General features: G+C 64.3%; 15 protein-coding genes. 6 read left to right on the top strand and 9 right to left on the bottom strand.

Features of this window, described 5'->3' with window-relative positions; genetic code table 11:
• The first annotated feature begins 251 nt into the window (after window positions 1-251).
• From B0919_RS09160 to leuS, 3 genes are all read left to right on the top strand, one after another.
• Window positions 252-635, top strand: a complete 384-nt coding sequence (locus tag B0919_RS09160) for a hypothetical protein (RefSeq protein ID WP_078011931.1) — start codon at window positions 252-254, stop codon at window positions 633-635.
• On the top strand, window positions 632-886 hold the full coding sequence (locus B0919_RS09155) for a hypothetical protein (protein ID WP_078011930.1): 255 nt from the start codon (window positions 632-634) through the stop codon (window positions 884-886). The genes B0919_RS09160 and B0919_RS09155 overlap by 4 nt, the downstream gene beginning before the upstream one ends.
• A 110-nt stretch (window positions 887-996) precedes the next feature.
• Complete coding sequence (gene leuS / locus B0919_RS09150) at window positions 997-3,780, top strand: leucine--tRNA ligase (RefSeq protein ID WP_078011929.1); 2,784 nt, start codon at window positions 997-999, stop codon at window positions 3,778-3,780.
• 208 nt (window positions 3,781-3,988) lie between these two features.
• Here the strand turns inward: leuS and B0919_RS09145 are convergent, their stop codons facing one another.
• From B0919_RS09145 to B0919_RS09135, 3 genes are all read right to left on the bottom strand, one after another.
• Window positions 3,989-4,642 carry an NAD(P)-dependent oxidoreductase gene (locus tag B0919_RS09145; RefSeq protein WP_078011928.1) on the bottom strand — a complete coding sequence of 218 codons (654 nt, stop codon included), beginning with the start codon at window positions 4,640-4,642 and terminating at the stop codon, window positions 3,989-3,991.
• Window positions 4,643-4,718: 76 nt separating this feature from the next.
• Window positions 4,719-5,165, bottom strand: a complete 447-nt coding sequence (locus tag B0919_RS09140) for an Rrf2 family transcriptional regulator (RefSeq protein WP_078011927.1) — start codon at window positions 5,163-5,165, stop codon at window positions 4,719-4,721.
• A 102-nt stretch (window positions 5,166-5,267) separates the two neighbouring features.
• Window positions 5,268-5,633, bottom strand: a complete 366-nt coding sequence (locus B0919_RS09135) for an MmcQ/YjbR family DNA-binding protein (protein ID WP_078011926.1) — start codon at window positions 5,631-5,633, stop codon at window positions 5,268-5,270.
• A 184-nt stretch (window positions 5,634-5,817) separates the two neighbouring features.
• Here B0919_RS09135 and B0919_RS09130 point away from each other — a divergent pair, with 184 nt between their 5' ends.
• The gene (locus tag B0919_RS09130; RefSeq protein ID WP_078011925.1) at window positions 5,818-6,405 is read left to right on the top strand and encodes a DUF1003 domain-containing protein; all 588 of its coding nucleotides are present in this window, start codon (window positions 5,818-5,820) and stop codon (window positions 6,403-6,405) included.
• Here B0919_RS09130 and B0919_RS09125 read toward each other — a convergent pair.
• Both B0919_RS09125 and B0919_RS09120 read right to left on the bottom strand, forming a co-directional pair.
• Window positions 6,402-7,619, bottom strand: coding sequence for a Bcr/CflA family multidrug efflux MFS transporter (locus tag B0919_RS09125; protein WP_078011924.1), 1,218 nt, complete (start codon window positions 7,617-7,619; stop codon window positions 6,402-6,404). The genes B0919_RS09130 and B0919_RS09125 overlap by 4 nt on opposite strands.
• A gap of 148 nt (window positions 7,620-7,767) precedes the next feature.
• A complete protein-coding gene (locus B0919_RS09120; protein ID WP_078011923.1) occupies window positions 7,768-7,947 on the bottom strand; it encodes a DUF6728 family protein in 180 nt (59 codons plus the stop codon).
• Window positions 7,948-8,237: 290 nt separating this feature from the next.
• Here B0919_RS09120 and B0919_RS09115 point away from each other — a divergent pair, with 290 nt between their 5' ends.
• Window positions 8,238-8,693, top strand: a complete 456-nt coding sequence (locus tag B0919_RS09115; RefSeq protein ID WP_078011922.1) for a nuclear transport factor 2 family protein — start codon at window positions 8,238-8,240, stop codon at window positions 8,691-8,693.
• A gap of 18 nt (window positions 8,694-8,711) precedes the next feature.
• On the opposite strand, the gene B0919_RS09110 is transcribed toward B0919_RS09115, so the two are convergent.
• Genes B0919_RS09110 through B0919_RS09100 form a run of 3 tightly spaced genes read right to left on the bottom strand, consistent with a single transcriptional unit; the run spans window position 8,712 to window position 11,715 of the window.
• A complete protein-coding gene (locus B0919_RS09110; protein ID WP_078011921.1) occupies window positions 8,712-9,416 on the bottom strand; it encodes a LytR/AlgR family response regulator transcription factor in 705 nt (234 codons plus the stop codon).
• Entirely contained in the window at window positions 9,413-10,528 is a 1,116-nt protein-coding gene (locus B0919_RS09105) for a sensor histidine kinase (protein ID WP_139362015.1), read from the bottom strand. The genes B0919_RS09110 and B0919_RS09105 overlap by 4 nt, the downstream gene beginning before the upstream one ends.
• Window positions 10,525-11,715: a sensor histidine kinase gene (locus B0919_RS09100; RefSeq protein ID WP_176132945.1), complete on the bottom strand. Its 1,191-nt coding sequence runs from the start codon at window positions 11,713-11,715 to the stop codon at window positions 10,525-10,527. Before B0919_RS09100 ends, B0919_RS09105 begins: the two co-directional genes overlap by 4 nt.
• Before the next feature lie 265 nt (window positions 11,716-11,980).
• Here B0919_RS09100 and B0919_RS09095 point away from each other — a divergent pair, with 265 nt between their 5' ends.
• The gene (locus B0919_RS09095; protein ID WP_078011918.1) at window positions 11,981-12,331 is read left to right on the top strand and encodes a hypothetical protein; all 351 of its coding nucleotides are present in this window, start codon (window positions 11,981-11,983) and stop codon (window positions 12,329-12,331) included.
• 26 nt (window positions 12,332-12,357) lie between these two features.
• Here B0919_RS09095 and B0919_RS09090 read toward each other — a convergent pair whose 3' ends face one another.
• The gene (locus B0919_RS09090) at window positions 12,358-12,678 is read right to left on the bottom strand and encodes a DUF6984 family protein (RefSeq protein WP_078011917.1); all 321 of its coding nucleotides are present in this window, start codon (window positions 12,676-12,678) and stop codon (window positions 12,358-12,360) included.
• Between the last annotated feature and the right edge of the window lie 28 nt (window positions 12,679-12,706).

Here is a 12,706-nt window from a genome sequence, read left to right as displayed (position 1 = left end):
CGTCACGGTACGACCCCACACCTGAAGTCGTACCAGTTGCCGCATTTGACGGGCGGCCTGCTCAGCACAAAGGTCACACACGCTGCAGGGGCCCCATACCGCATTTTTACGGGTTTTAAGGGGCTATTTGTACGGAATCTACTCGACCGTATTTGGCACGCCCGCGCGCCCCTGAAGGGTTATTTCGGGGTAAAATCAGTAGTTACGCCCTGCCATTTCGCGTATTTACGCGGTGTACCTGCCCGGCCCGAATGGATAGTTTTGTACTGTTCATCAATGGGTTGGAAAACATGTTGGAAGTCTACCGTGAACAATTACCGGACAGCTACCTGCTGGTGCTGCGCGAAATAGCCGATATCGGCGCCGAAATACCGCTGGAGCGCGCCCTGCACCGCGCCGCCCGCAGCAACAAGCCCGCCGTGTGGGTCGACTGCAGCCTGTGCCAGCAACCCTCGGCCGAGGCCGTGGACCTGCTGCTGGCCTACCACGAAGCCCTGAGCCACGCCGGGCGCAACCTAGTGCTTACCCACGTGGGCGACCACGCCCGTGCCCGCCTGACGGATTCGTCGGCCCTGCTACCGACCATTGTGCCCACCCTGCTCGACGCTGCCCGCACTTTTTCCCTGCCCACATGACGCACGACGAGCTGGAACAGGCCGGCTTTCTGTACGCCGATTACGTGCCGGCCGGCACCTGCTACACCGGCGGCGACCTGTACGTACGGCTCACGCCCGCCGGTTCGCTGCGCGTGTTCGTGCCCTTCGACGCCCAGCAGGACGTGGAGCTGTCGTCCGGCGACCTGTATAGCCCCGACGTGCTCTACCGCGGCCCCATTAAGGATATCGGTGAACTGGTACTGCTGACCCAGCGCTGGGGCAGGGTGTGAATTTTGGCGCAGAAAATCCACGCCCGTACGCGCTATCCTGCGTAGAATTTCTACACCAAACGCGGTCCAAAGGCCTAACTTCGCGGTTTCAGCAATAGACTAACCGCCCTATGCCCGGCTACCGACCGCAGGAGATAGAGAAAAAGTGGCAGCAGTTCTGGCAACAGAACCAGACTTTTCGCGCCCAAAACCACTCCGATAAGCCCAAGTACTACGTGCTCGACATGTTCCCGTACCCCTCCGGGGCCGGGCTGCACGTGGGCCACCCGCTGGGCTACATTGCCTCCGACATCGTGTCGCGCTACAAGCGCCACCGCGGCTTCAACGTGCTGCACCCCATGGGCTTCGACTCCTTCGGCCTGCCGGCGGAGCAGTACGCTATCCAGACCGGTCAACACCCGGCCCTGACCACGGAGAAGAACATCGAAACCTACATCCGGCAGCTCAACCTGCTGGGTTTCAGCTACGATTGGTCGCGCGAGGTACGCACCTCCGACCCCAATTACTATAAGTGGACCCAGTGGATTTTCCTCAAGCTGTTCAACTCGTGGTACAACCTCGACACGAACAAGGCCGAGTCCATCCGCACCCTGCAGGAGAAGTTTGCCGCTGAGGGCTCCCAGGACGTGCGCGCCGTGTGCGACGCGGAAGAAGTGCACGACTTCTCGGCCGGTCAGTGGCAGATGATGACCGAGGCCCAGAAAGTGGCCGCCGTGCACCCCTACCGCCTCGCCTACCAGTCGGAAACCTACGTGAACTGGTGCCCGCAGCTGGGCACGGTGCTCTCCAACGACGAGGTGAAGGACGGCGTATCGGAGCGCGGGGGCTACCCGGTGGAGCGCCGCCTGATGCCCCAGTGGAACCTGCGCATCACCGCCTACGCCGAGCGTCTGCTCCAGGGCCTCGACACCATCGACTGGCCCGACGCGGTGAAGGAAATGCAGCGCAACTGGATTGGCCGTTCCGTGGGTGCCGAGGTGCGCTTCGACGTGCAGAACCACCCCGAGCTGCCGCTGACGGTGTTTACCACCCGCCCGGACACCCTGTTCGGCGTATCGTACCTGGCCGTGGCGCCGGAGTCGGAGCTGATCGACGTGCTGACCACCGCCGAGCAGCGCGAAGCAGTGCAGAAGTACGTGGAGTATGCCAAGAACCGCTCGGAGCGCGACCGGATGGCCGACGTGAAAACCATCACCGGCGAATTCACCGGCGCCTACGCCCTGCACCCGTTCACCCAGGAGCCGCTGCCCATCTGGGTAGCCGACTACGTACTGGCCGGCTACGGCACCGGCGTGGTCATGGCCGTGCCCGCCCACGACACCCGCGACTTCGCCTTCGCCCAGCACTTCTCCCTGCCCATCGTGCCGGTGGTGGAAGGCTACGACGAAGCGGCCGGCGAGGCCTACGTGGCCAAGGAAGGCCGCATCTTCAACTCCGACTTCCTCAACGGCCTCGACGTGAAGCCCGCCATTCAGGCGGCCATTGGCCGCTTGGAGGAAATGGGCATCGGCACGGGCAAGGTCAATTACCGCCTGCGCGACGCCATCTTCGGCCGGCAGCGCTACTGGGGCGAGCCGATTCCCATCTATTACCGCGACGGCATGGCCTTCGGGGTGGCCGAGGAGGATCTGCCGCTGGTGCTGCCCGAAATCGACGAGTACAAGCCCACCGAAACCGGCGAGCCGCCGCTGGGCCGCGCCCAGGACTGGAAGTACCGCGGGCAGTTCGACTTCGAGCTGAGCACCATGCCCGGTTGGGCCGGCTCCAGCTGGTACTACCTGCGCTACATGGACCCGAAGAATGACGAGCGGTTTGTGGGCGAAGAAGCCGAGCAGTACTGGCACAACGTAGACCTGTACATGGGCGGTGCCGAGCACGCCACCGGGCACCTGCTCTACTCCCGCTTCTGGCATCTGTTCCTGAAGGATTTGGGCCTGGTCACTGCCGCAGAGCCCTTCCAGAAGCTCATCAACCAGGGCATGATTTTGGGCCGCTCGAACTTTGTGTACCGCATCAACGGCACGAATAAGTTCGTTTCACTCGGCAAGAAAGACCAGTACGATACTACGTCCTTGCACGTGGACATTAGCATCGTTGAAAACGACGTACTCGACCCGGAAGCTTTCCGTAAGTGGCGCCCTGACTATGCTTCGGCCGAGTTTATTTTAGAGGACGACGGCCGTTATGTCTGTGGTTGGGAAGTGGAGAAGATGTCGAAGAATCGCTTCAACGTGGCCTCGCCCGACGACTTAGTGGAGCGCTTTGGGGCCGACGTCCTACGCCTGCACGAGATGTTCCTCGGCCCCCTGGAGCAATACAAGCCCTGGAATACGCAGGGCATGACCGGCGTACTGAGCTTCTTGCGTAAGCTCTGGCGCCTGTTCTACCCCGAGGACCGCGACTGGGCCGTGACGGACGAACCGGCCACGCCGGCCGAGCTGAAGGCCCTGCACAAGGCCATCCGGAAGGCGCAGGAGGACATTGAGCGGTTCTCGTTCAACACCTCGGTCAGCACCTTTATGATCTGCGTCAACGAGCTGTCGGCGCTGAACTGCCGCAAGCGCGCCATCCTGGAGCCGCTCGTGGTGCTTATCTCGCCCTACGCCCCGCACCTCGCGGAAGAGCTGTGGGAAGCCCTGGGCCACGAAGCCGGCTCGCTGAGCACCGCGCCTTTCCCCGAGTTCAACGAGGCTTACCTGGTGGAGGACACGGTGAATTACCCGGTGGCCATCAACGGCAAGGTGCGCGAGCAGATGCAGTTTGCCGCCTCCGCTACCGCCGCCGAAATCGAGGAAGCCGTGCGCGCTACGGATATTCTGGCCCGCTTCGCCGAAGGCAAGCCGGCCAAGAAGGTCATTGTGGTGCCCGGGCGCATGGTGAACGTGGTGGTGTAAGGACCGCTGCCCATCAGGCACGTAAAAGCCCGCTGGTTTTCGACCAGCGGGCTTTTTATTGTCTACCGAACTCATGTCGAGTTGGTCGAAACATCTCGCGAGCGGACGTCTGAGAGTAACCTCAACGAGCAAATACTAGCCGGCACGCTGCCTCGGTCCCTTGCTTGAGGCGCAACATGCTCGACATGAGGGCCTTTTTAGGACTGACTTAATACGCTGCCGTGAAGCGCTGGCGGCTGAACTGGTGCTTTTCCACCTCGTCGAGCACGGCTACGGCCAAGTCTTCGCCGGAAAGAATGCTGCGGCCTTCCTCGTTGAACACCGGATTTTCGGTGCCGAGGCGGTACTGCCCGGTGCGGCCGGTGCTGATGCCTTGGTGCATCTCGATGGCCGGGCTGAAGAAGGTCCAGTCCAACGTCTGGTTTTGGCGCAGCTCGCCCAGGTAGTCGCGGGCGGCGGTGGCCCCGGGCTTGTATTCGGCCGGAAACTGCGGGCCGTCCACCAGTTGCTGCTCGCCGATGTAGAGGCTGCCGGCCCCGCCGATGGCCAGCAGGCGCGGCACGCCGGCTTGCTCAGTGGCCCGCTCAATGGTGCGGCAGCCGCTGAGGAAGTCGTTGTACAGGTTGGGGTTGGTCCAGCCGGCGTTGAAGGAGTTGAGGACCACGTCGTGGCCTTTCAGCTGCTCGGCCAGCTCCGCCGGCTGGTTCACGTCGCCTTGCACCACCGTCAGGTTCTGGTTTTGCTCGGCGGCGAGCTTGCCGGGGTCGCGCACGATGGCCGTGACCTGGTGGCCACGCTGCAGAGCTTCACGCAGCAGGTTGGAACCGACAAAGCCGGTGGCACCGATGAGAGCAATTTTCATGGAGTTAGGAATTAGATGGTTTTGTAGGGCAAGAACCTACTGTAACCGCTATTGTTACAATAAGCGACAAAAAAATTTAGCCGGCTCCCACGGCGGCCTTGGCAGCAATATCCACCGTTACCTGCTGCAGGCTCACGCCCGCCAGTTCCTGCTCCAGCGCGGTTTGGGCGCGTTGCAGCGTCACGTCGAGAGCCGACTGAATGTAGCGCCCCACCGTGCAGGCCGGGTTGGGCTTTTCAGACATGCCAAACAGACGGCCGGCCTCCACCACTTCCACGGCCCGGTACACGTCGAGCAGGCTGATGATAGCGGGCTGCCGGGTCAGAAAGGTGCCGCCGGCGGCGGGGCGTACTTCCACTAGGCCAGCCTTTTTCAGCTGCCCCAGGATGCGGCGGATGACCACCGGGTTGGTATTGACGCTGCCGGCCATGCGTTCCGAGGTCAGCGGCGCGTCGGTTGGCTGGTACATGGCCAGCAGCGACAGCACGTGCACGGCGACGGAAAAGCGGCTACTGATTTGCATGACGGCAGAAAAAACGTGCGGGCCCGGCCCAATTGCTGGTGTAACCGCGCTGGTTGTGGCAATGTTCACCCCGCGGCGACGCCAGTTTGCTTGGGTCTTGCCCTACAGCTCGTTTTCGGCGGCGGCCAGCTCCTCGCGCACGGCCTTGGGCAGCGAGGCGCGCACCAGGTCGTAGGAATGATCGATGAGCTCCTGCAGCAGCCGCACCGTGATGCCGGTGCCGATGAGCACGGTGTTCCAATGCTTTTTGTTCATGTGGTAGCCGGGCACCACGAAGTCGTACTGCTCGCGCAGCTGCTCGGCGCGGTCCGGGTCGCACTTGAGGTTGACGCTGCCGTAGTCGTCGATGCTGGTGAGGGCGTAGATTTTGCCGCCGACTTTAAATACCAAGGTGTCGGGGCCAAACGGCGTCTCTTCGGTGGTGCCGGGCTTGGTGAGGCAGTAGTCGCGGAGTTCTTCGATGTTCATGGCGGCGGTGAAACTACGGCGGCAAGGTAGCAAACCAGCTCGAAAGCCAACCGGAGCTACCGGCCGGCTCAAGGCCGACCCGAGTATTATCCTATCCAACTCGCAGCTAGCCACATATGAAACACTGCCCAGCTTCAATTTCTCTTATTCCCGTACACTCCAGGGCATAACCTATCCCCCACGTATGAACTCCGCCCACCAGCCCCCAGCCACTCCCGACGACAGCCAGCCGAACATGGCGCGCGTGGTGCAGCGCAACATCGAGGCGCTGCTGCAGCGGCAGCGGGCCGACGAGCAGCGCAAGCGTTGGCAAGACCGCCTGGCCGATACCGTCACGGGCTTTACCGGCAGCATGGCCTTCGTCTTCATTCACTTGGCCTTGTTCGGCCTTTGGGTTGTCTGGAACCTGGGCTGGCTGGGGCTGCCCCCGTTCGATAAGTCCTTCGTGGTGCTGGCCATGGTGGCGTCGGTCGAAGCCATTTTCCTCTCCACCTTCGTGCTGATCAGCCAAAACCGGATGGCGGTTCAGGCTGATAAGCGCGCCGATCTGGACCTGCAAATCAGTCTGCTGACCGAACACGAGGTGACGCGCCTGGTGGTGCTGGTGACGGCCATGGCCAAGAAGATGGACATTGCCGCCGCCCACGACCCGGAAATCGATGAGCTGGCCCAAGACGTGCACCCCGAGCGCGTGCTCGACGCTATGGAGGAGCACCAGGAGCAACCGACAAGCGGCGAGGTGCCGGAGCCCGGCCGCCCCCAGCCAAGCTAAACGGCCGCGGGCGCGGTGGCCGTGGCAGGTTTGCGCAGCATCAAGGTCTGAATCAGCAACCCGGCCGCAGCGCAGGCCGCCAGCGTGCCGGCCATCGGCAGTGCCGACTCGGCCGCCAGGGCGCTGACGGTGATGGCCGCCACGGCGCCGCAGCTGTACATGAGCGTACCCATGAGGGCCGAAGCGCTGCCGGCCTGCTGCCCGTGGTGATACATGGCGCCGGCGGTGGCATTGGGCACGGCCAGGCCCACGCAGGCCACGGCGCAGAACAGCGGCACACCGATGCCATAAATGCCAAACCACCCCGTGTAGGCCATCAGCAGTAGCACGGCGGCCGCGCCCGCGTAAAACCGCACCACCGCGCGCAGAATCTCATCGAAGGTGAAGCGGCGCAGCAGCAGGTTATTGAGCTGCGAGGCGCCGATGATGCCGCAGGCGTTCAGCCCGAAGAGTAACCCGAATTGCTGCTCGCTGAGGCCGAACAGCTTCATAAACACGAACGAGGAGCCGGTGATGTAGGTGAACATGCCGCCCTGCACCATGCCGGCGGCCAGCGCGTAACCCACAAATTCGCGGTCCTGCAACAGGCGGCCGTAGGTGCGGAAGGAGTTGCGCAGCGCCACGGGGTTGCGCCGCTCGGCCGGCAGCGTTTCGGGCAGGCTCAGGAAGATGCTGAGCAGGGCCGTGAAGCCCAGCCCAGCCATCAGCCAGAAGATAAAGCGCCAGTCGTGCAGGTGGGCCAGGATGAGGCCGCCCACGGTGGGCGCCAGAATGGGCGCCACGCCCATGATGAGCATGAGCATGCTGAACACCCCGGCCGACTCGTTGCCCTGAAACCGGTCGCGCACGATGGCGCGCGTGAGCACCATGCCCGCGCAGCCGCCCACGGCCTGCAGGGCGCGCACCAGCACCAGCTGATCCACGCTGTGGGCGAAGGCGCAGCCCATGGCAGCCAGGGCGTAAATCAGCATGCCGGCCAGCAGGCTGCCCTTGCGCCCGAGCTGGTCCGACAGCGGCCCGTACACGAGCTGCCCGAGGGCAATGCCGATGTTGTAGGAAGCCAGGGTGAACTGCACCGCCGAAATCGGCACGCCAAACTCGCGGGCGATGGTCGGGAAGGCCGGCAGGTACATGTCGATGCTCATCGGGCCGAAGGCCGTGAGCAGGCCCAGGAGCAGAATCAGGCCGCCGTGGCCCGTGGTCTTTGAGGTCATTAGGTAAGTGAAAACCGGGCGCTACGGCGGCCGATGGGCGGCACGCCCCAGCCGACGAAAAGCCCGGGCCAACGGTAAAAACGGCAAAGCCCGTCGGCGCGTGGGGCCGACAGGCTTAGGCAAGGAAATACGTCCAGCTTCCGGCGGCTTAGCGCAGGATGACGAACTTAAACAGCATGAAAATCAACCCCGCCAGGAACATCAGCATCGATATTTTATTGATCGTATGCATGGTGCGCAGGTTGAAGTTGGTGTGGCGGTTCGGGTCTTTCTTGCGGAAGAAATAACCGAACACCGGACCGAAATCGAACAAGCCTTTGGTACGCATAGAGGCGAAAGGTTAGCGGCTGCGGGAAAGCAACGAAGGTAGCAAAACGCTGCGCGCCGGCCACTATCGTTGACTATGGGGTAACAGCCGCGGCGGGTGGATAGTTGCCCGCAAACGGTAAGTCAGCCGGGAAAAGCTGGCCCCAAACCCGGCGAAAACCAGGCGCAAGCGGGCCCAACGGGCTGGCCGCGATGAGCGGCTCTATTGCCGGTGCTACCTACGGTCGGTGCGTGCAACCGAGCCCGCCGGGCGTGTTACTTTTCCATCCAACTCTCCCGCCCCAACGGCCCATGAAACACCTGCTACTCCCCTGCCTGTTGCTGCTCAGCGCGCCGGCCCTGGCCCAAGCCCCGGCCGCCGAAACCGAAGCTGTCCGGAAAACCATCAACACGTTCTTCGACGGCATGCGCAAGGGCGACAGCGCCCTGGTGCGCAGCTCGCTGGCCCCCAGCGTGGTGCTCCAGACCATCAGTACCCGCGGCGGCACCACGCAGGTGCTGACCGAAAACCCGAAGGACTTCCTGAAAGCCGTGGGCACGCCGCACAAGGACGTGTGGGACGAGCGAATCCGCTTCGAGCAGGTGCTCGTCGACGCCGGTCTGGCCAGTGCGTGGACGCCGTACCAGTTTTACCTCGACGGCAAGTTCAGCCACTGCGGCTACAACTCGTTTCAGCTGGTAAAGCTGGCCGCCGGCTGGCGCATTGCCTACGTCATTGACACGCGCCGCAAGGACCAGTGCAAGTAAGTGAGCGAAGCCAGCAGGTCAGCGCAATACCTCGCCGACCTGCTGGCGGTACATGCGCCCGATGGGTACCTCCTGCCCGGCTACTTCCAGGTGGCTCGGGCTGTAGGTGCGCACTTTGTCGAGGGCGACGATGAAGGAGCGGTGGACCCGCAGAAAATTGCTGGCCGAAAGCTTTTCCTCCATGCTGTTGATGGTTTGCTTGACCACCAGCGCCGGGCCCGCGGCGCAGTGAATCTTCACGTAGTCCTTCAGGCCCTCCACGTACAGCACCTCGCGCAGCACCACTTTCACCATCTTCCGGTCGATGCGGAAGTACAGGAAAGCATCGGGGTTGGGCCCGGCCGGGGCTTCGGCGGGCGCGGGCGGCGCCTCGGTTTTGGTGGCTTTGGCCACGGCCTTCAGAAACCGCTCCAGCGACACGGGCTTGAGCAGGTAGTCCACCGCGCTGAGCTCGAAGCCCTCGTAGGCGTACTCGCGGTAGGCCGTGGTGAAGATGACCTGCGGCGGGTGCGGCAGGCTACGCAGAAAATCGGTGCCCAGCATCTTGGGCATCTTGATGTCGAGAAACAGCAGGTCGACGGGCTGCTGCTGCAGGGCCGCGAAGGCCTGTAGGGCATTTTCGCAGGTGCCCACCAGCTCCAGGTGCGCCACTTCGCGCACGTAGGCGGTCAGCACCTCCAGGGCCGGCGGCTCGTCGTCGACCAGCAAGCACTTTAGTTTCATGGCAGTTGCGGCTGAAGAGTGGCGGCCGCCGCCGTCGACTGCAGCCGGCCCGGGGCCAGCTGCGCCCGCGCCGCGAGCGGCAGGTGCAGGATGATCAGAAAGGTATCGGGCTCCGGCAATACCTGCAGCCGGTAGCGCCCGGCGTAGTGGTGCTCCAGCCGCTGGCGCACGCGGCGCAGACCCGGGCCTTCGGTACAGCCCGCCGCGCCGGGCATGTGGCTATTGATGACTTTGAGTTCGAGCCGGTGGTGGCGCACTACCAAATCCAGGCTGATCCAGGCGCACTCCAGGGCGGGGGCGGTGCCGTGCCGGAGTGCGTTTTCCAGAAACGGCAGCAGCAGCAGCGGCTCGATGACGTAGTCCTCCAACGCGCCGCTGAAGTTGAGCGACACCTCCACGCGGCGCCCCAGCCGGAGCTGCTCCAGGGCCACGTAGCGCTGCATCATGGCCACTTCGTCGGCCAGCGGTACGGAGTCGTGGGGGCTTTCGTAGAGCATGTAGCGCAGCAGTTCGGCCAGGTGCAGCACCGCCCCCGGCGACTCAGCCGCCTTGGCGGCCGTGAGCCGGTGCAGCGAGCGGAGCGTGCCGAACAGAAACGCTGGCTGCAGCTGCGCTTTCAGCAGCTGCAGCTCCGTGCGCAGGCGCTCTTGCCGCAGCCGCTGGCGCTGGCGGCGCTGCGCCTCCCACTCGCGGGTGATTTTGACCGTCACGGCGATGCCAGCCGTCAGCACGGTGATGAAGAAGGTGAAGTTCAGCCGCCAGTAGCTGCCGTGGTGAAACTCCGGCACGGGCCGGTCGTGCAATAGCCCGGGCGTCACCACAAAATCAAACCAGATAACGGTCAGCACCGTCAGCAGGGCACAGGTGGCCACCCACGCGGCCAGCAGCAGCATAAACGCCAGGGGCTGCCGCATCAACCGGGGCAGCAGCCAGTACAGCAATGGATACGTGGCCAGCATGGAGGCCGGCAGCTGGTTGAAAAACAGGCCGCTCACGTACATCCGGGCGCCGTTGCCCCAGTGCGCGGGCAGCTGTATAATCAGGGAGAAGGCCAGCATTGCCGCCCAGAACAGCCCGTGCCGGACCACCCGGTGTCGTAGCACGGCGCTCATGCGGGTACCCAGTTGGCCGCGGCCGCCCGCCACCGGAACAGGGTCGGCCGCCGGCGGCGCCCCGCTACCTGCCAGGCCCGCCGACGGGGCGGCACGGCGGCCGCCTCCAGCTCCCGCAGGCGCAGGCGCAGCTGCACACTGAATGTATCGGGCAGCGCCTCCACCCCTAGCTCATGCTGCCCGGGATACAGCAGCTGCAGGCGCTGGCGCACGTTGCGCAGGCCAATACCGCCAGCTATGGCGGGCGCGTCGGCATTTTTCGTGTTGTGGATGGTGCAGGTGAGGTAGTTGGGCTCCAGGCCCAGCCGAATGACGATGCGGGCGGCCCCCACCTGCTCGGCGGAGCCGTGCTTGAAGGCGTTTTCGACCAGCGGCAGCAGCAGCAGCGGCGCGATGCCGGCGTGGAGCGGCATGGCGGGAGCATCGAACACCACGGTCAGGCGCGGGCCGTAGCGCAGTTGCTCCAGGGCTACGTAGTTGCGCAGCAGAGCCAGCTCGGCGCGCAGGCTCACCAGCGGCGCGTGGCCCTGCTCCACCACAAAATGCAGCAGCGCCCGCAGCCGCTCCACCACCAGCGGCGCCTCCTCCGACTGCCGGAGCGTGAGGGCGTACAGGTTATTGAGCGTGTTGAAGAGAAAATGCGGGTGAATCTGGGCTTGCAGCAGCTGCAGCTCCGCGCGGTAGTTTTCCTGCTGCAGCTGCTCATTGGCCAGCTCCTTGCGGTGCCAGCGCCGGTAGCCCCACAGCCCGGCGGCGGCACCGGCCACCAGCAGCAAGGGCACGTGCAACGCCGACGACAAGGCCAGTTGCCTATCCAGGGGCCCGGAAACCATAGCGGCCTGCAGCGGCAGCAGCCCCCAGGCCCACACGGCGTAGGACAGCACGGACGCCGCGCCCAGCCACCCCAGGGCTAGGATCAGCAGACGGCCGTAGCGGGGCTGCTCGGCCCACAGCTCGGGCAGCACCCCGTAGAGCAGCGCGTAGGTGGCCGGCCCGTACGAGCTCAGCAGCAGCCCCAGCGCATACACCAGGGCCAGCCCGAGGTGGTCGACAAACGCGCACTTGTAGCGCAGCAACGCGGCCTCCAGCAGGCCGACCACCAGCCAGAACAGCCCGTGGCGCAGCCCGCTCCGTTCGTCTACCGCCCGCAGCACCTGCCGTAGCGTCTGGTTGATTACCTGAGCCATAGCCATACCCACCGTTTGCGTTGAGCCTCGGTGAATATACCGATTCTGCCGCAGGTAAGCGGCTTGTTATCTGATTAATAGACCAACTGCAATGCTTCATCGACCAACGACCGAACCGGTCGTTGGCCGCCCGCTGGCTACCGTATTTCCCTGCCCGTACATCGAAGGGCGAATAAGCCGGCGCGGGCCGTTTGGGCGGGCCATCTTGGTACCGGTTAGCGGCCGACGCCCTAGCCTATGTGTCACCCTTAGCCTACCCCACCCCATGAAAACGCTCCTGCTCATTGCCTGCTTTTGCCTGCTGCCCGCCCTGGTACACGCGCAGCAAGTCCCGCAAGGCGGCTACTGGAACCTGGAAACCAACCTGATTACCCGTGACCACACCGTGGTGCGCTTCTACGACGCGCAGGATCAGCTCGTGTACGAAACCCGGCTCAACGACCTGTGCCTGGACCTGAGCCGTGGCAACGGCCTGTGCCGCCGCACCGCCCAAAAACTCAATCTGGCCCTGCAAACGGTCCTGCTCAACCCGCGCGGCGCCGAGCAGGCCGTGGCGGCTCTGAGCCAGCAGCTGGGCCAGAACCGCCGCGTGCAGCGCATCTACGCCGTGCGCTGAGCCGGCCGAGGCACGGCGCACGGCCCCTAAAACGCCGGGATGCGCCGCACCGGCGAGTCGTCGGTTTTCCAGCAATCCAGCTCGTACAGCTCCCCTTCGCGGTCCAGATACAACGCCACGAGCACGGGCACGCCGTCTTCGTCCAGAAACTGCGTGGTGGCAATGCTCTCGCCCAGGCGGCGCTCGGGCATGGGGTTGACAAACCGCAGGCTGCCGACGCCGTCGGGGGTAATTTCCGTCACGTGTACGGTGTGCAGCGCGGCCAGCAGCCGCTCGGCGCCGGGCTTGTCGCGCAGCAGGTAGATGAGCAGGCCGAGCTCCGGCAGATTCAGCGCGCGGTGGGACATGCGGCGGACGGGGACCAGTGGTGAATGG

Source organism: Hymenobacter sp. CRA2 (assembly GCF_002007105.1).
GTDB lineage: Bacteria > Bacteroidota > Bacteroidia > Cytophagales > Hymenobacteraceae > Solirubrum.
This window is presented reverse-complemented; position numbering and strand designations above follow the sequence as displayed.

Excerpts from the sequence above, each read along its gene's own strand:
- B0919_RS09160 (WP_078011931.1), top strand. The coding sequence starts at position 252 with ATGGATAGTTTTGTACTGTTCATCAATGGGTTGGAAAACATGTTGGAA.
- B0919_RS09155 (WP_078011930.1), top strand. The coding sequence starts at position 632 with ATGACGCACGACGAGCTGGAACAGGCCGGCTTTCTGTACGCCGATTAC.
- leuS (WP_078011929.1), top strand. The coding sequence starts at position 997 with ATGCCCGGCTACCGACCGCAGGAGATAGAGAAAAAGTGGCAGCAGTTC.
- B0919_RS09145 (WP_078011928.1), bottom strand. The coding sequence starts at position 4,642 with ATGAAAATTGCTCTCATCGGTGCCACCGGCTTTGTCGGTTCCAACCTG.
- B0919_RS09140 (WP_078011927.1), bottom strand. The coding sequence starts at position 5,165 with ATGCAAATCAGTAGCCGCTTTTCCGTCGCCGTGCACGTGCTGTCGCTG.
- B0919_RS09135 (WP_078011926.1), bottom strand. The coding sequence starts at position 5,633 with ATGAACATCGAAGAACTCCGCGACTACTGCCTCACCAAGCCCGGCACC.
- B0919_RS09130 (WP_078011925.1), top strand. The coding sequence starts at position 5,818 with ATGAACTCCGCCCACCAGCCCCCAGCCACTCCCGACGACAGCCAGCCG.
- B0919_RS09125 (WP_078011924.1), bottom strand. The coding sequence starts at position 7,619 with ATGACCTCAAAGACCACGGGCCACGGCGGCCTGATTCTGCTCCTGGGC.
- B0919_RS09120 (WP_078011923.1), bottom strand. The coding sequence starts at position 7,947 with ATGCGTACCAAAGGCTTGTTCGATTTCGGTCCGGTGTTCGGTTATTTC.
- B0919_RS09115 (WP_078011922.1), top strand. The coding sequence starts at position 8,238 with ATGAAACACCTGCTACTCCCCTGCCTGTTGCTGCTCAGCGCGCCGGCC.
- B0919_RS09110 (WP_078011921.1), bottom strand. The coding sequence starts at position 9,416 with ATGAAACTAAAGTGCTTGCTGGTCGACGACGAGCCGCCGGCCCTGGAG.
- B0919_RS09105 (WP_139362015.1), bottom strand. The coding sequence starts at position 10,528 with ATGAGCGCCGTGCTACGACACCGGGTGGTCCGGCACGGGCTGTTCTGG.
- B0919_RS09100 (WP_176132945.1), bottom strand. The coding sequence starts at position 11,715 with ATGGCTCAGGTAATCAACCAGACGCTACGGCAGGTGCTGCGGGCGGTA.
- B0919_RS09095 (WP_078011918.1), top strand. The coding sequence starts at position 11,981 with ATGAAAACGCTCCTGCTCATTGCCTGCTTTTGCCTGCTGCCCGCCCTG.
- B0919_RS09090 (WP_078011917.1), bottom strand. The coding sequence starts at position 12,678 with ATGTCCCACCGCGCGCTGAATCTGCCGGAGCTCGGCCTGCTCATCTAC.